At 69.5% G+C, this 20,209-nt stretch carries 24 protein-coding genes; 14 read left to right on the forward strand and 10 right to left on the reverse strand.

Annotated features, from left to right (window positions below):
• Positions 1–186: 186 nt before the first annotated feature.
• From OG766_RS24650 to OG766_RS24665, 4 genes are all read right to left on the reverse strand, one after another.
• Positions 187–663 (reverse strand): MarR family winged helix-turn-helix transcriptional regulator, encoded by a 477-nt coding sequence (locus OG766_RS24650; RefSeq protein WP_266383347.1) that lies wholly within the window; start codon positions 661–663, stop codon positions 187–189.
• Positions 664–793: 130 nt separating this feature from the next.
• Positions 794–1,579, reverse strand: a complete 786-nt coding sequence (locus OG766_RS24655; RefSeq protein WP_266383350.1) for an AIM24 family protein — start codon at positions 1,577–1,579, stop codon at positions 794–796.
• Positions 1,576–2,226 carry an AIM24 family protein gene (locus OG766_RS24660; protein WP_266383354.1) on the reverse strand — a complete coding sequence of 217 codons (651 nt, stop codon included), beginning with the start codon at positions 2,224–2,226 and terminating at the stop codon, positions 1,576–1,578. Before OG766_RS24660 ends, OG766_RS24655 begins: the two co-directional genes overlap by 4 nt.
• Entirely contained in the window at positions 2,226–2,858 is a 633-nt protein-coding gene (locus tag OG766_RS24665) for an AIM24 family protein (RefSeq protein WP_328727523.1), read from the reverse strand. The genes OG766_RS24660 and OG766_RS24665 overlap by 1 nt, the downstream gene beginning before the upstream one ends.
• A 180-nt stretch (positions 2,859–3,038) precedes the next feature.
• On the opposite strand from OG766_RS24665, the gene OG766_RS24670 reads away from it, so the two are divergent.
• The 6 genes from OG766_RS24670 (at position 3,039) to OG766_RS24695 (ending at position 6,944) form a co-directional block, all read left to right on the forward strand.
• Positions 3,039–3,383, forward strand: coding sequence for a DUF3817 domain-containing protein (locus tag OG766_RS24670; RefSeq protein ID WP_266383358.1), 345 nt, complete (start codon positions 3,039–3,041; stop codon positions 3,381–3,383).
• Complete coding sequence (locus OG766_RS24675; RefSeq protein ID WP_266383360.1) at positions 3,380–3,682, forward strand: MTH1187 family thiamine-binding protein; 303 nt, start codon at positions 3,380–3,382, stop codon at positions 3,680–3,682. Before OG766_RS24670 ends, OG766_RS24675 begins: the two co-directional genes overlap by 4 nt.
• A 123-nt stretch (positions 3,683–3,805) precedes the next feature.
• The gene (locus OG766_RS24680; RefSeq protein WP_266383362.1) at positions 3,806–4,315 is read left to right on the forward strand and encodes a MarR family winged helix-turn-helix transcriptional regulator; all 510 of its coding nucleotides are present in this window, start codon (positions 3,806–3,808) and stop codon (positions 4,313–4,315) included.
• 56 nt (positions 4,316–4,371) lie between these two features.
• Positions 4,372–4,704 (forward strand): DUF3817 domain-containing protein, encoded by a 333-nt coding sequence (locus OG766_RS24685; protein WP_328726224.1) that lies wholly within the window; start codon positions 4,372–4,374, stop codon positions 4,702–4,704.
• A gap of 72 nt (positions 4,705–4,776) precedes the next feature.
• On the forward strand, positions 4,777–6,477 hold the full coding sequence (locus tag OG766_RS24690) for an acyl-CoA mutase large subunit family protein (RefSeq protein ID WP_266383368.1): 1,701 nt from the start codon (positions 4,777–4,779) through the stop codon (positions 6,475–6,477).
• A 53-nt stretch (positions 6,478–6,530) separates the two neighbouring features.
• Complete coding sequence (locus tag OG766_RS24695) at positions 6,531–6,944, forward strand: hypothetical protein (RefSeq protein WP_266383371.1); 414 nt, start codon at positions 6,531–6,533, stop codon at positions 6,942–6,944.
• On the opposite strand, the gene OG766_RS24700 is transcribed toward OG766_RS24695, so the two are convergent.
• Together OG766_RS24700 and OG766_RS24705 are read right to left on the reverse strand one after the other, a co-directional pair.
• Positions 6,910–8,313 carry a sensor histidine kinase gene (locus OG766_RS24700; protein ID WP_266383374.1) on the reverse strand — a complete coding sequence of 468 codons (1,404 nt, stop codon included), beginning with the start codon at positions 8,311–8,313 and terminating at the stop codon, positions 6,910–6,912. The two genes, OG766_RS24695 and OG766_RS24700, sit on opposite strands and share 35 nt — an antisense overlap.
• Positions 8,310–8,999 carry a response regulator transcription factor gene (locus tag OG766_RS24705; protein ID WP_328726225.1) on the reverse strand — a complete coding sequence of 230 codons (690 nt, stop codon included), beginning with the start codon at positions 8,997–8,999 and terminating at the stop codon, positions 8,310–8,312. Before OG766_RS24705 ends, OG766_RS24700 begins: the two co-directional genes overlap by 4 nt.
• A 63-nt stretch (positions 9,000–9,062) precedes the next feature.
• Between OG766_RS24705 and OG766_RS24710 the strand changes: the two genes are divergently transcribed.
• Positions 9,063–10,337: a UDP-N-acetylglucosamine--N-acetylmuramyl-(pentapeptide) pyrophosphoryl-undecaprenol N-acetylglucosamine transferase gene (locus tag OG766_RS24710; protein WP_328726226.1), complete on the forward strand. Its 1,275-nt coding sequence runs from the start codon at positions 9,063–9,065 to the stop codon at positions 10,335–10,337.
• Complete coding sequence (locus tag OG766_RS24715) at positions 10,334–11,314, forward strand: SDR family NAD(P)-dependent oxidoreductase (protein ID WP_266383382.1); 981 nt, start codon at positions 10,334–10,336, stop codon at positions 11,312–11,314. The genes OG766_RS24710 and OG766_RS24715 overlap by 4 nt, the downstream gene beginning before the upstream one ends.
• Before the next feature lie 40 nt (positions 11,315–11,354).
• Here OG766_RS24715 and OG766_RS24720 read toward each other — a convergent pair whose 3' ends face one another.
• Entirely contained in the window at positions 11,355–11,987 is a 633-nt protein-coding gene (locus OG766_RS24720; protein WP_266383385.1) for a TetR/AcrR family transcriptional regulator, read from the reverse strand.
• Between the two features lie 262 nt (positions 11,988–12,249).
• Between OG766_RS24720 and OG766_RS24725 the strand changes: the two genes are divergently transcribed.
• The 4 genes from OG766_RS24725 to OG766_RS24740 all read left to right on the forward strand — a co-directional run bounded on the left by OG766_RS24725 (position 12,250) and on the right by OG766_RS24740 (position 16,445).
• The gene (locus tag OG766_RS24725; protein ID WP_266383388.1) at positions 12,250–13,224 is read left to right on the forward strand and encodes a tetratricopeptide repeat protein; all 975 of its coding nucleotides are present in this window, start codon (positions 12,250–12,252) and stop codon (positions 13,222–13,224) included.
• A 649-nt stretch (positions 13,225–13,873) separates the two neighbouring features.
• The gene (locus OG766_RS24730) at positions 13,874–14,527 is read left to right on the forward strand and encodes a DUF6230 family protein (protein WP_266383390.1); all 654 of its coding nucleotides are present in this window, start codon (positions 13,874–13,876) and stop codon (positions 14,525–14,527) included.
• Between the two features lie 96 nt (positions 14,528–14,623).
• Positions 14,624–15,163 (forward strand): DUF6114 domain-containing protein, encoded by a 540-nt coding sequence (locus OG766_RS24735; RefSeq protein ID WP_266383393.1) that lies wholly within the window; start codon positions 14,624–14,626, stop codon positions 15,161–15,163.
• On the forward strand, positions 15,138–16,445 hold the full coding sequence (locus OG766_RS24740; RefSeq protein ID WP_266383395.1) for a hypothetical protein: 1,308 nt from the start codon (positions 15,138–15,140) through the stop codon (positions 16,443–16,445). The genes OG766_RS24735 and OG766_RS24740 overlap by 26 nt, the downstream gene beginning before the upstream one ends.
• Before the next feature lie 76 nt (positions 16,446–16,521).
• Here the strand turns inward: OG766_RS24740 and OG766_RS24745 are convergent, their stop codons facing one another.
• Positions 16,522–16,812 carry a hypothetical protein gene (locus tag OG766_RS24745; RefSeq protein WP_328726227.1) on the reverse strand — a complete coding sequence of 97 codons (291 nt, stop codon included), beginning with the start codon at positions 16,810–16,812 and terminating at the stop codon, positions 16,522–16,524.
• An 82-nt stretch (positions 16,813–16,894) separates the two neighbouring features.
• Between OG766_RS24745 and OG766_RS24750 the strand changes: the two genes are divergently transcribed.
• On the forward strand, positions 16,895–17,275 hold the full coding sequence (locus tag OG766_RS24750) for a hypothetical protein (protein ID WP_328726228.1): 381 nt from the start codon (positions 16,895–16,897) through the stop codon (positions 17,273–17,275).
• 41 nt (positions 17,276–17,316) lie between these two features.
• On the opposite strand, the gene OG766_RS24755 is transcribed toward OG766_RS24750, so the two are convergent.
• Positions 17,317–18,042 (reverse strand): XRE family transcriptional regulator, encoded by a 726-nt coding sequence (locus OG766_RS24755; RefSeq protein WP_328726229.1) that lies wholly within the window; start codon positions 18,040–18,042, stop codon positions 17,317–17,319.
• A gap of 131 nt (positions 18,043–18,173) precedes the next feature.
• Between OG766_RS24755 and OG766_RS24760 the strand changes: the two genes are divergently transcribed.
• Complete coding sequence (locus OG766_RS24760; protein ID WP_328726230.1) at positions 18,174–18,398, forward strand: hypothetical protein; 225 nt, start codon at positions 18,174–18,176, stop codon at positions 18,396–18,398.
• A 309-nt stretch (positions 18,399–18,707) separates the two neighbouring features.
• Here the strand turns inward: OG766_RS24760 and pyk are convergent, their stop codons facing one another.
• On the reverse strand, positions 18,708–20,138 hold the full coding sequence (gene pyk, locus OG766_RS24765) for a pyruvate kinase (RefSeq protein WP_266383406.1): 1,431 nt from the start codon (positions 20,136–20,138) through the stop codon (positions 18,708–18,710).
• Positions 20,139–20,209: the final 71 nt, after the last annotated feature.

A 20,209-nucleotide genomic window follows, 5' to 3' on the forward strand; every position in this document is an offset into this window, starting at 1 on the left:
GGCCCGTGCCGGGGCCGGCCCACCCCGGACCGCTCACCCCGGACCGCTCACCCCGGACCGCTCACCCCGGACCGCTCATCCCGGACCGCTCACCCCGGACCGCGCCCGGGCGGCGCTGCCCGAAGGCCGGTCGTGGGCCGGTCGTCGGCCGCGCGGCGTGGGGTCCGGCGGGGGAGCGGACCCCCGTCAGATCCTGCCGCGACGGCCGCGCAGATGCTCCGCCACCGGCCTCAGCGACTCGTGCAGGTCGGCGAGCGCCTCCGGCGACAGCAGGTCGATGAAGTGCTGGCGCACGGACTCGACGTGGTGCGGCGCGACCTTCTGCATCGTCTCCATGCCCTGGTCGGTGAGCACGGCGTACAGCCCGCGACGGTCGGACTCGCAGTTCTCCCGGCGGACCAGTCCCGCGTTCTCCATGCGGGTGATCTGGTGGGAGAGCCGGCTCTTCGACTGGAGCGTGGCCCCCGCGAGATCGCTCATCCGCATGCGCCGGTCCGGGGACTCGGAGAGATTGACGAGGATCTCGTAGTCGTTGTTGGTCAGGCCGAACGGCTGGAGGTCCTTCTCCATCTGATACGTCAGCAGCCGATTGACGTCCAGATACGTGCGCCAGGCGCACTGTTCCGTATCGCTCAGCCAGCGCGTGGCAGTCTCGGTCTCCATGTATGGATACTACCCTAAGAAGTTGAAATCCGGACGAAGATGGGGGTAGTGACATTGGTAGCGACATCTGGCGCCCAGGTTCCCCCGCCAAGGGCGCACACGTTCGATGTCACACTCCGCAGCCTACCGCTCACAAGCCGAAGCGACGCTGGAGGTCCCCCAGTTGACCGGGGAGGCGAGGGGAGGACCCGTGTTGACCAGGCGCTCCGTGGCCGCCGTGACCTCCGCCCGGCACCCCGTCCGCATGGGGCACCGTGCCCGTCGCCTGCTCGGGCATGAGGGTCTCGGTCGACTGCAGCAGCACCGTGCCGGCGCCCACGAACTCGAACTGGTGCTCCTCGCCGGACGCCCCGCCGATCCCGGACAGCTGCCGCAGACCGCCCATGACCCCGCTCATGTACCCGTGGTCGTAGTGGTGGCACGGCGACGGGCAGTCCGCCCACCCGACCAGCGCCTGCGGGTCCACCCGGATCGGCGGCTCCAGGAAGACGACGGGCCCGTTCGACGCCGCCACGAACTTCCCCGTACCGATCAGCGTCAGAAAGCCCGGCACGATCGACTGCTTGAGGGCCAGCGTCGGCTGGTACGCGAGGAGGTTCCCGGCCCGGATCGTCAGATTGCCCTCGTCCAGGTCGAACGAGTTGACGTCGAAGGCCCGGTCCGCGAGCAGCATCTTCCCGCTGCCCTCGGCCACCACCCAGTCGCTCGCGTGCAGCGGCGAGTGGAAGCTCGTACGCATCAGCCGGTCCAGCCGGCCGTGGCCGATCCCGTTGAAGTCGATGCGCCCGTAGTAGGCGATCATCTTGCCCTTCTGCAGGAACCACTGCGATCCCTTGAGCTCCACGCAGAAGGTGTACGGATTGACGTTGTCGTCGCTCGGCAGGGTCATCGGGTCAAGAACCACGGGCGTGCTCACAGCTTCTCCTCCGACGCCTGGACGTAGACCGCACCACTGCCGCTCAGCTCCAGCTGGAACGCCTCGCCCGAGCCGCGCCCCACCATGTCGCGCCAGCCCAGCGCGGTGGAGAGCTTGTTCCGTACGTCGCCGTGGTGCGCGACGTAGGCCTGCGGGTCGACATGGACCGGCCGGCCGGGGGTGATCGGCAGTTCGATCACTCCGCCGTGCGCCATGACCGCGACCGCGCCGTGCCCCTTCAGGGTCGTGGTGAACAGGCCCTGGCCGGTGACCTGGCCGCGCACCATGCCCATGACCCCGCCCTGCGAGCCCATGAACATCGTGCCTTGCTGCAGCGTGCCGTCGAAGGCGAGCAGCCGGTCCGCCTCGACGTAGAGGGTGTCGCCGGTCAGGCCGATGATCTGGATGTGGTGGCCGCCGTGGCCGAACATCACGGTCCCGGAGCCCTCGACGGTCATCAGCGGGGTCGCCTCGTCGGCCACCCGCCGTCCGATCATCGACATCAGGCCGCCCTGGCCGCCCGCCGTGTTCGGGGTGAAGGAGACGTCCCCCTTGTACGCGAGCATCGCGCCGCGCTGGCTGAACATCTTCTGGCCGGGGACCACCGTCGCCTCGACCACTTTCGAGTTGATCTCACGGAACGGCATCAGACGTCTCCTCCGATGGTGTTCCGCTCGCTCGGCTGTACGTACACGAGCCCGTCGCCCTCGAACCGGATCTGGAAGGCCTCGCCGCCGCCCTCGCCCATGAGCGTCCGGAACGTGACTCCGGACTGGAAGTTCTGCTGGAGATTGCCCTGGTGCGCGACATAGGCGCCCGGGTCGACGGAGAGCGGGTACTGGGGCGTCACCCGCAGCACCACGGCCGGGCCGTCCGACATGATCGCCGCCTGACCGCTGCCCTCGATGGTCGTCGTGAAGAGACCGTTGCCGGTGGCGCCGCCGCGCAGCCCGGTGAAGCTGGTGCCGGTGCGCAGTCCGCCGTCCGTGCAGAGCAGATTGCTCGATTCGACGTACAGCTTGTCGCCGTGCAGCGAAACGAGATTGATCTCGGACGCGCGATCGGCGAAATAGCAGGTGCCCTGGCCCTTCACCTCCATCATGGTCATCTGCTCGCCGGTGAGCCGGCGGGTCACCATGCCGCGGATGCCCTCACCGCCGCCGGAGAGCTTCTTGAAGTTCATCTGGCCGTCGTACGCGACCATCGACCCGTTCTTCGCCTTGACGGAGTCCCCGGTCATGTCGACGGCGAGCACTTTGCTGCCTTGAAGTCGGAACATTGCCACGGAGTGAAGGTACTGGGCAGGGTGCGTTCCCGGACAGGCCCTCCTGAATGAACCTGAACCGTGACCCGGCCCCGAGCCCACCCGGGTAAAGAACCGGGAAAGCGCGATGCCACAATGGACCCGCTTGTGCGTGCGTTCACAAGACCATCGCCCCCTCCACCGAAGGTGCTTTTCGTGGACTTCAAGACCGCCTCCGCCCTGCACCGCCTCCGGCTCGTCTCGGCGCCGGAGGCCGTGTCGTTCCTGCTGCTGCTCGTCTGCTCTGTGCTCAAGCGCACGACGGAGTTCAACGCGGTTCCGGTCATGGGCGCCATCCACGGCGTCCTCTTCATCCTGTACGTGATCTTCTGGCTGGACGCCTGGAACCGCACCAAGTGGGACATCAAGACGGCCGCGCTCTACTTCGTCCTCTCCGTCCTGCCCTTCGGTGGCTTCTTCGCCGAGCGCAAGCTCAAGCGCGCCGCCGAGGACGCCGTCATCGCCGCCCGCGCCCGTCGCGAGGGAAAGGTGAGCGCATGATCGTCGCCTTCTCCGTCAGCCCGCTCGGCGTGGGCGAGGACGTCGGTGAGTACGTCGCCGACGCCGTCCGCGTCGTCCGCGAGTCCGGGCTGCCGAACCGCACGGACGCGATGTTCACCTCGATCGAAGGTGAATGGGACGAGGTCATGGACGTCGTCAAGCGCGCCGTCGCGGCCGTGGAGGCCCGCGCCCCGCGTGTCTCCCTCGTCCTCAAGGCGGACATCAGGCCCGGCGTCACGGACGGCCTGACGAGCAAGGTCGAGACGGTCGAGCGGCATCTGTCGGCAGAGTCCTCCTGATGACCCTCCTGCCGGGCTCCGCACGGGGCCCGGCAGTGGTCCGGCAGCGGTCCGGCAGCGGTCCCAGTACCGAAGTTCGAGACAGGGCTGACCAGCATGTGACCAGTGGGTAAGGTCGGTGCCGTGCCGAAGCCGCTCAGCCTCCCGTTCGACCCCATCGCCCGAGCCGACGAGCTCTGGCAGCAGCGCTGGGGCCCCGTGCCCTCGATGGCCGCGATCACCTCCATCATGCGCGCGCACCAGATCCTGCTCGCCGAGGTCGACGCCGTCGTCAAGCCGTACGGACTGACCTTCGCCCGGTACGAGGCGCTGGTGCTGCTCACCTTCTCCAAGGCCGGTGAGCTGCCGATGTCGAAGATCGGGGAGCGGCTGATGGTGCACCCGACCTCCGTGACGAACACGGTGGACCGGCTGGTGACGTCCGGTCTGGTCGCCAAGCGCCCCAACCCCAACGACGGCCGCGGCACGCTCGCCTCCATCACCGAGAAGGGCCGTGAGGTCGTCGAGGCGGCCACCGGCGATCTGATGGCGATGGACTTCGGGCTCGGGGCGTACGACTCCGAGGAGTGCGGGGAGATCTTCGCCCTGCTGCGGCCGCTCAGGGTCGCCGCGCACGACTTCGACGAAGGCTGAGCCGAGGGTCCGACCCGCTGCAAGATCGGCCGAAGTGGGCCGTTACGCTCGTCGGCATGAAGAAGAGCGTCCTGACCCGCTACCGGGTGATGGCCTACGTCACCGCCGTCATGCTGCTCGTGCTGTGCACCTGCATGGTGTTCAAGTACGGCTTCGACACGGGTGAGGACATCACGTTCGCCGTCTCCCAGGCGCACGGCATCCTCTACATCATCTATCTGATCTTCGCCTTCGACCTGGGCTCCAAGGCCAAGTGGTCGTTCGGCAAGCTGCTGTGGGTGCTGCTCTCCGGGACGATTCCCTTCGCCGCCTTCTTCGTGGAGCGCAAGGTCACACGCTCGGTAGAGCCGCTGGTCACAGGCCCTGTCCCCGCGGTCGCCAAGGCGTAACGCCACCGCCGTACGACACGTACGGCGGTCTGCCATCGACATTTACTAGGACGTCCAAGTAAATTTGAGGGCATGGACGCTGACGCCATCGACGAGGGCCGCCGCCGCTGGCAGGCCCGGTACGACACCGCAAAGAAGCGGAACGCCGACTTCACCACGCTCTCCGGTGATCCGGTCGAGCCGGTCTACGGGCCGCGGCCCGGCGACACCTATGACGGCTTCGAGCGGATCGGATGGCCCGGCGAGTACCCGTTCACCCGCGGTCTGTACCCGACGGGCTACCGCGGTCGCACATGGACCATCCGCCAGTTCGCCGGCTTCGGCAACGCCGAGCAGACCAACGAGCGGTACAAGATGATCCTCGCCGCCGGCGGCGGTGGGCTCAGCGTCGCCTTCGACATGCCGACGCTGATGGGGCGCGACTCCGACGACCCGCGCTCGCTCGGCGAGGTCGGCCACTGCGGTGTCGCCATCGACTCCGCCGCCGACATGGAGACCCTCTTCAAGGACATCCCGCTCGGCGACGTCACGACCTCGATGACGATCAGCGGCCCCGCCGTTCCGGCCTTCTGCATGTACCTCGTCGCGGCCGAGCGCCAGGGCGTCGACCCGGCCGTGCTCAACGGCACGCTCCAGACCGACATCTTCAAGGAGTACATCGCGCAGAAGGAGTGGCTCTTCCAGCCCGAGCCGCACCTGCGCCTCATCGGCGACCTGATGGAGCACTGCGCCCGCTCCATCCCCGCGTATAAGCCGCTGTCCGTCTCCGGCTACCACATCCGCGAGGCGGGCTCGACGGCCGCGCAGGAGCTGGCGTACACGCTCGCGGACGGCTTCGGATACGTCGAGCTCGGCCTGAGCCGCGGTCTGGACGTGGACGTCTTCGCGCCCGGACTGTCCTTCTTCTTCGACGCGCACCTCGACTTCTTCGAGGAGATCGCCAAGTTCCGCGCCGCCCGTCGCATCTGGGCCCGCTGGATGAAGGAGGTCTACGGCGCGAAGACCGACAAGGCGCAGTGGCTGCGCTTCCACACCCAGACAGCCGGTGTGTCGCTGACCGCCCAGCAGCCGTACAACAACGTCGTACGCACGGCCGTCGAAGCCCTCGCCGCCGTCCTCGGCGGCACCAACTCGCTGCACACCAACGCCCTCGACGAGACCCTCGCCCTGCCGTCCGAGCAGGCCGCCGAGATCGCCCTGCGCACCCAGCAGGTGCTGATGGAGGAGACCGGCGTCGCCAACGTGGCCGACCCGCTGGGCGGCGCCTGGTACGTGGAGCAGCTCACCGACCGGATCGAGGCCGACGCCGAGAAGATCTTCGAGCAGATCAAGGAGCGCGGACTGCGCGCCCACCCGGACGGCAAGCACCCCATCGGGCCCATCACCTCCGGCATCCTGCGCGGCATCGAGGACGGCTGGTTCACCGGCGAGATCGCCGAGTCGGCCTTCCGCTACCAGCAGTCGCTGGAGAAGGGCGACAAGCGGGTCGTCGGCGTCAACGTCCACCACGGCTCGGTCACCGGCGACCTGGAGATCCTCCGCGTCAGCCACGAGGTCGAGTGGGAGCAGGTCCGCATCCTGGGCGACCGCAAGGCCGAGCGCGACGACGCACGCGTACGGTCCTCGCTGGACCGGATGCTCGCCGCCGCCCGTGACGGCTCGAACATGATCGAGCCGATGCTCGACGCGGTGCGTGCCGAGGCGACGATGGGCGAGATCTGCGGCGTGCTGCGCGACGAGTGGGGGACGTACACGGAGCCGCCCGGCTTCTGAGCCGCCCCGTAAACCGCTGGATGGACCGGCCATCACGCCCCTACCGTGGCGGGATGGCCGGTCTTCCCGTTCCCGTGCGCGGCGTTCGCGTCGCCTTCCAGTACATCTGCTGCGGCCCCTTCGCGCGGCTCACCGCCGACTTCGAGCCGCCCGGGGACGGCGACGAGCCGGACATCGTGAACACCGTGCCCGACGAACTGCTGCCCGCGGAGTACCTGCCCGCGATCCGGGCGGGCCTGCTGGAGGGCCTCGACGGAGTGGCCGCCCGCGTCCGGATCACCGACGGCCGCCACCACGAAGTGGACTCCTCCGAGTACGGCTTCAAGATGGCCGGGCGGATGGCGGGCCGTGCCGCGCTCGTCGGTGCCGGTCTGCTGCCGCCCGAGGAGGCGGAGCAGCTCCCCAAGGTGACCTGGCCGGGCAAGCCCGCGCTCACGGATGACCGGGGGCGGCGGCCGGAAACGTGAGACGGAACAGCGCACCGCCGCCCGGGGCGTTCTCCGCCGTCAGCTCGCAGCGGTGGGCCCGGGCGATCTGCCGGGCCATCGCCAGTCCGAGACCCGAGCCGGGCAGCGCCCGCGCCGACTCCGCACGGTAGAAGCGGTCGAAGACATACGGAACGTCCTGTGGCGCGATCCCCGGACCGTGGTCGCGGACCGTCAGGCCCACGGTGGTCAGCGCGACCTCGACGGCCGCTCCCGGAGGGCTGAACTTCGCCGCGTTGTCCAGCAGGTTCGTCAGCAGCCGGGACAGCCGTGCCGGCACACCCGGCAGGGTGAGTTCCGCCACCGCGTCATCGGTCCACAGCGTGAAGCGCGTGGCCGGCCAGTGTGCCCGCGCCGTCTCGACCACATGCTCGGTGAGCTGCCGGAGCGCCACGGCCTCCAGCAGCGGATCCGGCTCCTCGTCCCTGGCCAGCTCGATCAGGTCGTTCACCAGCCCCGTCACCTCGCGCAGCTGCCGGGCGAGCGCCGCCGACGCCCGCTCGCGCTGGGAGTCCGTGAGCCGGTCGGCGCGGGCGAGCAGCTCGGCGTTGGTCCGCAGCGAGGTGAGAGGTGTACGCAGTTCGTGGGAGGCGTCCGCCACGAGTCGCCGCTGCGCCGTGACCGACTTCTCCAGCTCGCCCAGCATGGTGTTGAACGTGGTGGCGAGCCGGGTCACCTCGTCCTCGCGCCCCGGCGGGCCGGGCGGCAGCTCGATCCGGTGACGGGGGTCGCGGGTCGCGGCGATACGCTCCGCCGTCGCGGTGAGCCGGGCCACCGGGGCCAGACCCGTGCGCGACACCCCGTAACCCAGCGCCCCGGCCAGCACCACCCCGGCCGCCCCGACCAGCGACAGCAGCCAGGCCGCCTGCCGCACACCCTGCTCCACCTTGTCGGCGGAGAGGGCGACCTGGAGCGCCTTGTCCCGCCCGAAGGTGGTGGTGAGCATCCTGGCCGGACCGCCCGCGACCGTGATGTTGGTGAAGTACGGCGCCCGCGCGCCCGCCGCCACCTCGCGGACCGGAGCCGAGACCGGCAGCGGATACGGCGGTGCGGACGGATCGTCCGCCGGATCGGCGGGCACGATCTGCGCGCAGGCGGGAGCAGCCAGAAAGCGGCACTCGCCCGCCAGGACATCCGGCGCCGCACCCCGGTGCTGCTGGGTGACCTGGGTCGCGGACTGGGTCAGGTTCAGATCCAGCTGGCGGTACATCGCGTAACGGAGCACGACGAACGCGGCGGCGCACACCCCCACCGCGACCACCGCGACGGCAGCGGAGGCGGCGAGGGCCAGCCTCGTACGCACCGGCCTGCGGCGCCGCCAGCGCGCGCCCAGCCTGCGTACGCCGCTCACGGGACGTCCAGCCGGTAGCCGACGCCGTGCACCGTGTGGACCAGTCTCGGCTCACCGCCCGCCTCCAGTTTGCGCCGCAGGTAGCCCACGTACACGGCGAGCGAGTTGGAGGCCGGCCCGAAGTCGCGGCCCCAGACCCGTTCGTGGATCAGCTCCCGCGTGAGCACCTGCCGTGGATGGCGCAGCAGCAGCTCCAGCAGCGCGCACTCGGTACGGCTGAACTCCAGGGGGCGTCCGCCCCGGCTGCCGGTGCGGGAGTCGGGGTCCACCACCAGATCCGCGAAGCGCAGTTCGGCCGCGTCGTCCGGGTCGCCGGGAGCCGCCCGGCGCAGCAGGGCGCGTACCCGCGCGGTCAGTTCGTCGAGGGCGAAGGGCTTCACCAGATAGTCGTCCGCCCCCGCGTCCAGGCCGTCCACGCGCTCGCTCACCGAGTCCAGCGCGGTGAGCACGATCACCGGCGTGCGGTCCTCCAACGCGCGCAGCCGCCGGCACACGGCGAGCCCGTCCAGGACCGGCATCATCACATCGAGGACCAGCGCGTCCGGCTGCCAGGCGGCCATCTCCGAGAGCGCGGACAGACCGTCCGGCGCCTCCCGCACCTCGTAGCCCTCGACACAGAGGCCGTCGGCCACCGCGGCCCGCACCTCCGGATCGTCGTCGACGACCAGGATCTTCGCTGCTCCCATGACCTCAAGACTGCCAAACCGGCTTCTTAGATCTCTCTTAAGGCGTTCCGCGAGCGTGCCGTCATGCGTACACCACCACAGCCCCGCCCGGCGGAGCGACCCCGGCCCGCGCCGGCGAACGGTCCGTCGACCGATTCCTCCCACGGTCCCTGGCACGGCCCGTCGACCGTCTCGCAGCCAGGTGCGCGACCCGGTCCGTGGACCGCCGCGGAGCCGCTGTCCGTCGTCATCGGCGCCGGCGGTACCGGTGGCCACATCTACCCGGGCCTCGCGCTCGCCGAGGCGCTGCGCCGGGCCGTACCGGAGGCGGTGATCTCCTTCGTCGGCACGACGCGCGGTCTGGAGACCGAGCTGATACCGGGCGCGGGACACCGCCTGCACACCGTCGACATGATCCCCTTCGACCCCTCGCTGGGCGCCAGACGCTATCTGCTGCCGGCCGCGCTGCTGAGGTCCGGCGCCCAGTGCCGCACGATCCTGCGCGCTCAGCGGGCACACATCGCCGTCGGTATGGGCGGCTACCCGAGCGCGCCCGTCATCCTCGGCGCCCGACTGGCCGGGCTGCCCAGCCTGATCCACGAGTCCAACGCCGTACCCGGCCGGGCCAACCAGTTCGCCGCCCGGCTCACCCCGCATCTCGCGGTCGCCTTCGACCGCAGCCGCGCGCACCTGTCGGGCGGCGAGAACGCCCTGACCACCGGAATGCCCATCGCCGCGGCGCTCGCCGGACTCGACCGCCCATCGCTGCGCGAGCACGCCCGCCGCGAACTGAGCATCCCCGACGGGGCGCGGCTGCTGCTGGTCAACGGCGGAAGCCTCGGCGCTGCCCGGCTCACCGAGGCCGCGATCGGCCTCGCACAGCGATGGCACGGGCGCACCGACGTCCATCTCCTCATCAAGACCGGGCCCGCCGCACTGCAGGAGACCCGCCGCCGGCTCGGTGACTCGCCCGTGGCCCGGGCCGTCCCCTACCTCGACCGGATGGACCTCGCCTACGCCGCCGCCGACCTCGTCGTCAGCCGGGCCGGCGCGGCGACCGTCGCCGAACTCGCCACCACCGGAGTGCCGGCCGTCCTCGTCCCCTATCCCCACGCCCCGGGCGACCACCAGACGCACAACGCCCGGGTCCTCACCGACGCCGGCGCGGGACTGCTGCTCCCGGACGCCGACACCACCGCCGAACGGCTCGACGCGCTCACCGCTCCGCTGCTCGCCGATCCGGCGCGGCTGGCCGCGATGAGCACGGCCGCCGACCCGGGGCCGCACGCCCGTGCCGCGGATCTGCTGGCCGCCCGTGTCCTCGAACTCGCCTCGTCCACCAAGGAGTACGCAGCATGAACTGGAACGACCGCACCGTCCTCGTCACCGGCGCCGAGGGCTTCATCGGCTCCACCCTCGTCGATCTGCTCGTGGAACGCGGGGCACGCGTCCGTGCCTTCGTCCACTACAAGCCGTACGCGGAGAAGGGCCATCTGGCGCACCTCATGGGCGAGGTGGAGATGCTCGCGGGCGATGTGCGCGACGCGGGCCGGGTGATGGACGCCGTCGCCGGCTGCGACACGGTCTTCCATCTGGCGGCGCTGATCGGCATTCCGTACAGCTACGACTCGCCCGGCGCCTACGTCCAGACGAACGTCAACGGGACGGAGAACATCGCCGAGGCCTGCCGCAGGCACGGGGTCCGCCGGCTGGTGCACACCTCGACGAGCGAGGTGTACGGCACGGCCCTCACCGTCCCCATCTCCGAGGACCACCCGCTCCAGCCGCAGTCCCCGTACTCCGCCTCGAAGATCGGCGCGGACATGATGGCGCTGTCGCACCGGCACGCCTTCGACCTGCCGGTCACGGTGGTCAGGCCCTTCAACACCTACGGTCCGAGGCAGTCCGCGCGGGCCGTGATCCCGACCATCCTCGCCCAACTGCACGCCGGCGCACGGGAGATCAGGCTCGGCTCGCTCAGCCCGACCCGGGACTTCACCTATGTCACGGACACGGCCCGCGGCTTCCTCGCGACGGCGGCCTGCGACCGGGCTCTCGGACAGGTCGTCAATCTCGGTACGGGGCGCGAGATCTCGATCGGGGACCTTGCGGCCGAGCTCATCGAGGCCTCGGGGCGGCGGGCCGAGATCGTCGTCGACCCGGCGCGGCTGCGGCCGTCGGGCAGCGAGGTGGAGCGGCTGCTGTCCGACAACCGGCGTGCGCGGGAGTGGGCGGGCTGGGAGCCGGAGGTCCCGCTGGAGGAAGGGCTGAAGCGGACGTCGGAGTGGGTGGCGGAGAACCTGCACCTCTTCGCCGCGGACCGGTACCAGGTCTGACTCCCGAGCGAGGCGGGGCGGGGCGGGGCGGGAGCGCGGCTCAGGCCTCTCGGGCCGTCGCTCCCAGGCCGCCCAGAAGGACCGCGGTGAAGCGACGTACCCAGTCCTCGTCGACCGGTTCGCAGCTCACCAGTGCCCGGTGCACCACCGCGCCCGCGATCACGTCGAAGATCAGGTCGGCGGTGCGGGCGGCCGCCACGGGGTCGGACTCCGTCGGCAGCTCGCCACGCGCCTGGGCCCGCTCCCGTCCCTCCAGGACGAGCCGTTTCTGGCGGTCCACGATCGAGACCCGGATCCGCTCGCGCAGCGGCTCGTCGCGGGTCGACTCGGCGACCACCGCCATCAGCGCGGTCCTGGCCTCGGGCCGCTCCAGCAGCGCCGCGAACTGGAGCACGACACCCTCCACGTCTGCGGCCAGACTGCCCCGGTCCGGCAGCTCCAGCTCGTCGAAGAGGACCGCGACCGCGTCCACGACCAGTTCGTTCTTGCCGGCCCAGCGGCGGTAGAGGGTGGTCTTGGCCACGCCGGCGCGGGTCGCCACATCGCCCATCGTCAGCTTGGACCAGCCCAGCTCGACCAGGGCGGCCCTGGTCGCGTCGAGGATGGCGGCGTCCGCCTCGGCGCTGCGCGGACGGCCGGTGCGGGTCGTGCTCCGGCGGCTGTGACTACACATGACGGCGACCATACCGGCCAGTAGGTGGATTGCTGTGAGCCACTTCACCGGGTGAACCTTCCCGGTGAAGTGGTACAGGAGTTACGCTACGACTCGTAGCGAAAGCTGAGCGCGAGTTCGGCCAAAGCGACAGCCACAGGCGCCAGGTGGGGACCCGGTGCCACACGGTACCGACGCACAGGAGTGGTGCTCGGGACCGGAGTACACGACCGGTACTCCACGGACTTTTCACTCGTGCGCGCGGAAGGGGGAGGATGTACTCATGCAGCCTAGGAACATGTCCATGAGCGGCGTCGTCGACCTCGCCGCGGTGAAGGCGGCCGGTGAGGCCAAGGTCAAGGCGGAGCAGACGCGCGCGGAAACCGCCCGCCAGGGCGGCGGCGGTGCCGTGCCCCCCTCCAGCCTGGTGATCGATGTCGACGAGGCGGGCTTCGAGCGCGATGTCCTCCAGCGCTCCGCGGAGGTCCCGGTCGTCCTCGACTTCTGGGCCGAGTGGTGCGAACCGTGCAAGCAGCTGAGCCCTGTGCTGGAGCGGCTGGCCACGGAGTACAACGGCCGCTTCGTGCTCGCCAAGATCGACGTCGAAGCCAACCAGATGCTGATGCAGCAGTTCGGGATCCAGGGCATCCCGGCCGTCTTCGCGGTGGTCGCCGGCCAGGCGCTGCCGCTCTTCCAGGGCCTCGCGCCCGAGCCGCAGATCCGCCAGACCCTGGACCAGCTGATCCAGGTCGGCGAGCAGCGCTTCGGCCTGACCGGCCTCACCGTCGACACGGACGCCGAGGAAGGCGCCCCCGCCCCCGAGGCCGAGATCCCGGCGGGACCGTACGACGCGCTGCTCGAAGCGGCCGTCCAGGCGCTCGACGCGGGCGACCTCGGCGGCGCCGTGCAGGCGTACAAGAACGTGCTCGCCGACGACCCGGGCAACTCGGAGGCCAAGCTCGGCCTCGCCCAGGCCGAACTCCTGTCCCGGGTGCGGGACATGGACCCCCAGAAGGTGCGCACGGACGCGGCGGACGCGCCGGGCGACGTCCAGGCGCAGATCGCCGCGGCCGATCTGGATCTGGTCGGCGGCCATGTCGAGGACGCCTTCGGCCGGCTCGTCGACACCGTGCGGCTCACCGCGGGCGACGACCGCGACGCGGCCCGGCTGCGACTGCTGGAGCTCTTCGAGGTGATCGGCCCGGACGACCCGCGGGTGTCCGCGGCACGTACGGCGCTCGCGAGGGTTCTGTTCTGACGGCCCTGGTTTGAAGTCGACCGCCCTGCGCGAGCAGCGGCAGGGGGCGCCGGCGCCCGGCTGATATCGCCCGGAGCGGTGGCCGATTTGGCGACAGAGTGACAATGGGCGGCCGCGCTTTACCAAAACTTGGTAAACGCGGCCGCTGTTACTCGCAGTAAATCAACGCCGTTGTTCTGTCCGCTTTTTCACTCCAATCTCCGCATCTGTCGATGGGGCCCGAGGCACCCTGTGTTGCCGGGCGACACCACCCTGTCGTGGCGTGGTTATCCGTCCGTTACTAGTCAGTAACGAACCCCCTTGTGCCCCGGCTCGTAATGCACCACGATCGGCGACGCTCGGTCCATCACCGCACCAGCCCGGCAGCCAGCCGCGTACCGCGGTCCTGGGTCCCCACCGAGTCGGCCGGCGGCAGAGGCGCCGACCGCGGACAGGGGGGTTCCTGCCCGACCGGCAGGGCCTGTCCATCGAGGTTGCGCGAAGGCGTGGCCAGTGGTTGTCGCTCGGGGGTGATCGCCGGTGATTCGGACGCGGCTCGCGCCTGATGCACAGGCGCTCTCCTTCCCGAGGACGTAGCACTTCTCCCATCCCAGGTCCGGATCCTTCGAGGTCCGTACCGGAGATGTACGTCCGAGAAGGAGGAACTTATATGTCCCAGGTACGTGGTGGGACCAGATGGAAGCGGTTCGCCGTTGTCATGGTGCCGTCCGTGGCCGCGACGGCTGCGATAGGCGTCGGACTGGCACAGGGCGCGCTCGCCGCGTCGTTCGCGGTGTCGGGCCAGGAGTTCAAGGTCGAGGCCGGTTACCTGCATGGCTACGGCTTCGCCCAGTACGGCGGCGTCGACATGGGGTACAAGGACCTCAAGGGCGACGAGAAGGTAGCCCGTCCGGTCGCGATCTCGACCTTCGAGACCGCGACGATCACGGACATGTGTCAGTCCGTTGTCTCCGACGTTCCGCTGCTCGGCAAGATCACGCTGCAGCTGAACGCCGGTCAGGACGGCAAGAAGGTCAAGGCCAAGGACCTCTACCTCGACGTCACCGACCTCAAGGCCGACGCGAAGTTCACGAACATCGACATCGGCGTCGCGGCCAAGGACACCGACCAGCGCGCCGGTGGCAAGGGTCCGATCGTCAAGGACAAGTCGATCCTGCCCAACGGCTTCGCTCAGCAGGCCGATGAGGCGGAGCTGACCGGGGTCCAGCAGAAGGCGTGGGCGACCACTGCCGGCACGTTCGAACTCGGCGGACTCCAGATGAGCCTGCACAAGGGCGACGGCCCCAAGGTCGAGTGCTACTGACGGTCATCCCGTCCGGGCGGGCGGGGGAGCTGATACGGCTTCGCCCGCCCGCCCAACTCTCCACACTGCAACACCAGTTCCAGGGAGCTGTTTTCCATGAGCGCCGAGTCCACGGGGCAGAACGAGCAATTCCTCCGCGTCATCCGGCAGCGCTTCCGCGACTGGCGGGGGCAGCGACCCTTCTGGGCAGGCCTGTTCACCCTGCTCGGTGGCATTCCGATCGCCTACTTCCCGTACGCGAGTCTCAAGCTCGGGCACATGACGCTCTCCATGGCGACCACGGCGGGCGCGGGCTCACTGATCATCGGCGTACTGCTGGTCACGCTCGGCCTGACCATGTGGTACCAGCCCCTCGTCAGGGTGTTCGCGGGTGTTGCCGCGATCCTGCTCGCGCTGGTGTCCATCCCGGTCGCCAACCTGGGCGGCTTCATCATCGGCTTCCTGCTCTCGCTCATCGGCGGTGCGCTCTCGCTCTCCTGGGCACCGGGCAAGCCGAAGGCGGAAGCGGACAGGGCCGAGGAGCCGGTGCCCGCCGGTGCTCCGGACAAGGCCGACCAGGAGCCGTGGGGCCCGTACGACCCGAACACGCACGAGACCACCATCGACGCCCATGGCGGGAGGAACAGTGCAGGGTGATGTCACACCGCTGACCACGGCCGGGGGCGATGGGGCGGAAGCGAGAAAGGGGCCGCGTCACGCGGCTCCGCGCAAGTCCCTGCTGACCAAGCTCCACAAGCCGGCCGGCAAGGCGATAGCCCTGGCCGCGATGCCCACCGCCGTGTTCGTGGGCATGGGCCTCACTCCCAAGCTCGCACTCGCCGACGAGAAGGACATCCCCTTCGCCGCCGGCCCGTGCGTGACCCGCTCCGACGAACCCGCGGAGTCCGAGTCGCCCAAGCCCTCCGAGTCGGCGAAGCCGTCCGACGAGGAGTCCGACAAGCCCGAGCCGTCCCCGAGCGGTTCCGCGGACGACAAGGACGACGAGCCCGAGCCGGGTGCGACTCCGTCGGCCTCCGAGTCCGGCCGTACGGACGAGAAGGATCCGGAGCAGACGAGCCCGTCCCCGGCCCCGAGCGAGTCGGAGACGCGTAACCCGCTCGACCCGCTGGGAGTCGGCGACGCCCTCAAGGACCTCTTCGACGGCCCCGACAAGGAGCCGACGGCGACACCGACGCCGAGCGAGACGGCGAAGCCGTCCGAGACGGCCTCGCCCAAGCCCGCCGAGGACGCCACGTCCAAGCCGGCGGACGCGGTCAAGGACGTGACGGACGAGGTCGACGAGGCGACGGACAAGACCAAGGACGCCATCAAGGACGCGGCCGACAAGGCCGGCGCCGAGGTGGAGGAGCTGGACGACAAGGTCAAGGGCCTCGACCCCATCAAGGACGAGGACATACCCGTGGGCGCGGACGGCAAGCCGCGCTTCCCGTGCCCGACCGCCGACCCCGAGGCCCTGGCCGCCGCCGAGCTGGAGCCGGGCATCCCGTCTCTGCCGGACGACCCCTGGGTGCTGGAGAGCTCGAAGCTCACGCTGACGGGCCTCGACTACAAGGGCATCGTCGAGGTCAGGACCGGTGGCGGCAAGACCAAGAAGGTGCTGAAGTTCACGGCTTCGGGCGTGGACATCAAGGACCTCCACCAGCTGGTCGTCGGCCCGAACGGGACCACGGCACACGTCGAGGCGGAGAAGGGGTCGACCTCCACGATCCGCAACGGCACGGTGACGATGTACACGGAGGAGCTGAAGGGCAACCTCTTCGGCCTGATCCCCGTGACCTTCAGCCCCAAGACCCCGCCGCCGCTGAACGTCCCGTTCGCCTTCTTCACCAACGTGAAGGTGACTCAGGCCGGCCAGTTCGGCGGCACGCTGTCGGTGCCGGGATTGCACAACTACTTCACCGGTGGCAACGCCGGCTGATTTTCCGGGAGCCGCGGAAAAAGCTGTGGGCCGCACCCCTTCGGGGGTGCGGCCCGCAGCTCTTGTGCACGGACGGTCAGTCACCGACGAAATAGAGGTAACCGGACGTGCGGATGGCCGGCTTCGCGGCGTCGAGCACCCGCTGGATCACCGGAGTCATCTCTTCCTCCGGAAGGCTCTCCAGCTCTTCCACGAAGCGATACAGCTGGAACGAGTTGAACATGGTGTGCCCGTGCGCCAGAACGCCGCTTCGCAGACTGGTGTCCGGCGCCCTGTCGCACATGCGCCGGAACGAGTCGTCAGGACTGTCCCCGAAGACGTCGATCTGATCATGCCTGAGATCCCTGACGTAGATGTCGAGGCTCATTCGAGTGCAGTCCTCCTCGCGGGAATGCCTCACCCCGATATTTCGAGGAGTGAACGCCCGTGAGGATCCGACAATGAGTCGCATGCTGTTCGTGCTCCGGTACAGCAACGGTGAGCCTGAGCCCTTGGACATGGATCTCGTACGGGACGTCCTGGGATCGTACGTCGTCGACACCGACGACGATCTCATGAACGGGGTGCTGATCCGGACTGCCGACGACCGCGAGGTCGGGTTCGACGTCAACCCGCTCTGTCTCGCCGTCAGCCGCTTCCCGCCCGGACAGTTCTTCGACATCCTGGCCCAGCTTGTGGACCGCCTCGGTGCAAGCGTGCTCCCGACGGATCGCCCGGCGATCCTCCGTGAGGAGGGGCACCGGGCCCACCTTCCCGAGCCGGCCCGGGAATCCGCCGCCGTCGTCGAGATGACGGGGTCGGCCCTGGAGAACTTCCTCAGCGGCTCCTGATCGGGAGCCCGTGTCGGTTACCGGGGACGACGCCCGCGAGCTCAGAGTGATGCGCCCCTGCTCCACAGCTCCTCCGTGTGCTCCGCGAACCTGTCGAACATGCCACCGTCGCCTTGGCGCCGCAGGTGCAGCAGCGGGGAGTCGTGGCCGACCAGCCTCGCCAGGTGCGGGGTGACGAGAGCGTTGTCGTCGAAGCGGAACACGGACAGGGAAACGTGATTGACGGCGTCGTCCGCGTTGCTCAAGCGGGCCTCCAGGCCCTCCATGGGGCCAAGGCGCTCCAGGTTTTGAAGGGTGACTCTGATGCGCGTGGAGACACTGAGTGTGACGTCCTCGATTGCCTCGCGCCGACGGGTGACCTCCGCATCGGGATCCCCCAGCAGGAATCGCACCCGGCAGCCGGACGCAACCTTCCGGCGCAGGGTATCCACGAACGCCGGCTGCTCCAGCCAGACGAAGTAATTCGTGTACCCGGCAAAGAAGATCTCTTCGGTCGCGCCCTCGATGAGCTCGCCCCACACGGTGGACGGGCAGGCGGACCGGTACGGGTAGGCGTGTACCAACTCCCGGTCGTGGCCGGTCTTGACGCGGTCCTGTACAGCTTTCGGCCAGATCATCTCTTCGTCCACCTTCAGCGCCGCGCAGGCGTCGACACGGTTCCTTGCATGGGGTACGAGCTCGGCGTCGGCCAGCCACCGTTCCACGGTCTTGGGTGCCACACCGATGCGAACGGCGAGCTTCCGGGGTGTGAGCTTGGCGTCTGCCATAGCTGATCGTAGAGCGACGTTCAAGGCTTCCCCCAGCGACGTTTGGGCCTTCTTGAACCGTAGCGAGGGAAGGCTCAACTGTCCTTGGTCCGGGCGAAGATACGTCCCTGAGGGGGCGCCACTATCGCGCCATGAGCACCGAGAAGACCACCATGGGCCCAGCTGTACATCTGATGTACCCGCCGGAGCCTCCGCTGCCGATCCCGGACTGCGGAGTGTGTGTGGCTCTGGCCAAGCAGCGGCAGCAGGCCAGGGACCGTGGCGACTTCTCCGCGGCGACGGACGCCGACGTGGAGATCCGTAACCATCCGCACCGGACAAGGGGGCGCGGCGATGGACATGCAGCGATGGCGTGACGGTCGCGCGGCAGCCGACGGAGCGACCCACGCATTCAAGCGGGTCCTTGGCCGGCTTGGCGTCCCGGAGCGCCATTACAGGCACGTGCGCTCAAGGGTCGCCCCCTCCGGAAGGCCGTACGTGTACGTCGGGCAGGTCCCCGTTGAGATCGTCGAGGTGATGGTCGAGGCATTGCGCTCGGCATCGACGGCCGACTCTTGGCAGCACGCGCGCAGATCGACTTCCCGGGCCGTCCGCTGGGCGATGAAGCGGCTGTGGGCCGCACCCCCACAGGGATGCGGCCCACAGCCGTACGTGCGCGAAAGGCGTCAGTCGTGCTTGCCGCCGCCCAGGTGGTGCACCCGCACCATGTTCGTCGTGCCCGGGACGCCGGGAGGGGATCCGGCCGTGATGATCATGGTGTCGCCCTCGTTGAAGCGCTGGAGCTTCAGCAGGGCCGCGTCGACGAAGTCGACCATCGCGTCCGTGGTCTCCACGAAGGGGGCGATGAAGGGCTCCACGCCCCAGCTCAGGGTGAGCTGGTTGCGGGTCGACTCCTCCGTCGTGAAGGCCACGATGGGCGGCTGGGCCCGGTAGCGGGAGAGGCGGCGGGCCGTGTCGCCGGACTGGGTGAAGGCGACCAGGGCGCGGCCGCCGAGGAAGTCGGCGATCTCGCAGGCCGCGCGGGCGACGGAGCCGCCCTGGGTGCGCGGCTTCTTGCCCGGGACCAGGGGCTGGAGGCCCTTGGAGAGGAGTTCCTCCTCCGCGGCCGTGACGATCTTGGACATCGTCTTGACCGTCTCGATCGGGTACGCGCCCACCGAGGACTCCGCCGACAGCATGACCGCGTCGGCGCCGTCCAGGATCGCGTTGGCGACGTCGGACGCCTCGGCGCGGGTCGGGCGGGAGTTGGTGATCATCGACTCCATCATCTGGGTCGCGACGATCACCGGCTTGGCGTTGCGGCGGCACAGCTCGATGAGCCGCTTCTGCACCATCGGGACCCGCTCCAGCGGGTACTCGACGGCCAGGTCGCCGCGCGCCACCATCACGCCGTCGAAGGCCATGACGACGTCCGCCATGTTCTCGACGGCCTGCGGCTTCTCCACCTTGGCGATGACGGGGACCCGGCGGCCCTCCTCGTCCATCACCTTGTGGACGTCCTTGACGTCGCTCGCGTCGCGCACGAAGGACAGCGCGACGAGATCGCAGCCCATCCGCAGCGCGAAGCGCAGGTCCTCGACGTCCTTCTCGGAGAGGGCCGGGACGTTCACCGCCGCGCCGGGCAGGTTGATGCCCTTGTGGTCGGAGATGACACCGCCCTCGATGACGACCGTCTTGACCTGCGGGCCGACGACCTCGACGACCCGCAGCTCGACGTTGCCGTCGTTGATCAGGACCTGGTCGCCCTTGGAGACATCGCCGGGCAGGCCCTTGTACGTCGTACCGCAGACGGACTTGTCCCCGGCGACGTCCTCGGTGGTGATGGTGAACTCGTCACCGCGGACCAGCTCGACCGGGCCCTCGGCGAAGGTCTCCAGACGGATCTTCGGCCCCTGGAGGTCGGCGAGCACGCCCACGGGGCGGCCGGTCTCCGCCACCGCCCTGCGGAGACGGTCGTACCGCTCCTGGTGCTCTGCCTGGGTTCCGTGGCTCATGTTGAATCGGGCCACGTTCATGCCGGCCTCGATGAGCGCTTTCAGCTGCTCGTAGGAGTCGACGGCGGGGCCCAGTGTGCAGACGATTTTGGAACGGCGCATGAGGCGGATCCTATCGGTTTGTTTCTACGCGGAATATTCCGTCTGGTGGAATGTACAAATGGGCGCTCGGC

This window comes from Streptomyces sp. NBC_00259 (genome assembly GCF_036181745.1).
In the GTDB taxonomy this organism is placed as follows: domain Bacteria; phylum Actinomycetota; class Actinomycetes; order Streptomycetales; family Streptomycetaceae; genus Streptomyces; species Streptomyces pratisoli.

Bases quoted from the DNA above. Each gene is read 5' to 3' on its own strand.
- OG766_RS24650 (WP_266383347.1), bottom strand. From the start codon at position 663: ATGGAGACCGAGACTGCCACGCGCTGGCTGAGCGATACGGAACAGTGC.
- OG766_RS24660 (WP_266383354.1), bottom strand. From the start codon at position 2,226: ATGCCGTTCCGTGAGATCAACTCGAAAGTGGTCGAGGCGACGGTGGTC.
- OG766_RS24665 (WP_328727523.1), bottom strand. From the start codon at position 2,858: ATGTTCCGACTTCAAGGCAGCAAAGTGCTCGCCGTCGACATGACCGGG.
- OG766_RS24675 (WP_266383360.1), top strand. From the start codon at position 3,380: ATGATCGTCGCCTTCTCCGTCAGCCCGCTCGGCGTGGGCGAGGACGTC.
- OG766_RS24685 (WP_328726224.1), top strand. From the start codon at position 4,372: ATGAAGAAGAGCGTCCTGACCCGCTACCGGGTGATGGCCTACGTCACC.
- OG766_RS24690 (WP_266383368.1), top strand. From the start codon at position 4,777: ATGGACGCTGACGCCATCGACGAGGGCCGCCGCCGCTGGCAGGCCCGG.
- OG766_RS24695 (WP_266383371.1), top strand. From the start codon at position 6,531: ATGGCCGGTCTTCCCGTTCCCGTGCGCGGCGTTCGCGTCGCCTTCCAG.
- OG766_RS24705 (WP_328726225.1), bottom strand. From the start codon at position 8,999: ATGGGAGCAGCGAAGATCCTGGTCGTCGACGACGATCCGGAGGTGCGG.
- OG766_RS24710 (WP_328726226.1), top strand. From the start codon at position 9,063: ATGCGTACACCACCACAGCCCCGCCCGGCGGAGCGACCCCGGCCCGCG.
- OG766_RS24715 (WP_266383382.1), top strand. From the start codon at position 10,334: ATGAACTGGAACGACCGCACCGTCCTCGTCACCGGCGCCGAGGGCTTC.
- OG766_RS24720 (WP_266383385.1), bottom strand. From the start codon at position 11,987: ATGTGTAGTCACAGCCGCCGGAGCACGACCCGCACCGGCCGTCCGCGC.
- OG766_RS24725 (WP_266383388.1), top strand. From the start codon at position 12,250: ATGCAGCCTAGGAACATGTCCATGAGCGGCGTCGTCGACCTCGCCGCG.
- OG766_RS24730 (WP_266383390.1), top strand. From the start codon at position 13,874: ATGTCCCAGGTACGTGGTGGGACCAGATGGAAGCGGTTCGCCGTTGTC.
- OG766_RS24735 (WP_266383393.1), top strand. From the start codon at position 14,624: ATGAGCGCCGAGTCCACGGGGCAGAACGAGCAATTCCTCCGCGTCATC.
- OG766_RS24740 (WP_266383395.1), top strand. From the start codon at position 15,138: ATGGCGGGAGGAACAGTGCAGGGTGATGTCACACCGCTGACCACGGCC.
- OG766_RS24745 (WP_328726227.1), bottom strand. From the start codon at position 16,812: ATGAGCCTCGACATCTACGTCAGGGATCTCAGGCATGATCAGATCGAC.
- OG766_RS24750 (WP_328726228.1), top strand. From the start codon at position 16,895: ATGCTGTTCGTGCTCCGGTACAGCAACGGTGAGCCTGAGCCCTTGGAC.
- OG766_RS24755 (WP_328726229.1), bottom strand. From the start codon at position 18,042: ATGGCAGACGCCAAGCTCACACCCCGGAAGCTCGCCGTTCGCATCGGT.
- OG766_RS24760 (WP_328726230.1), top strand. From the start codon at position 18,174: ATGAGCACCGAGAAGACCACCATGGGCCCAGCTGTACATCTGATGTAC.
- pyk (WP_266383406.1), bottom strand. From the start codon at position 20,138: ATGCGCCGTTCCAAAATCGTCTGCACACTGGGCCCCGCCGTCGACTCC.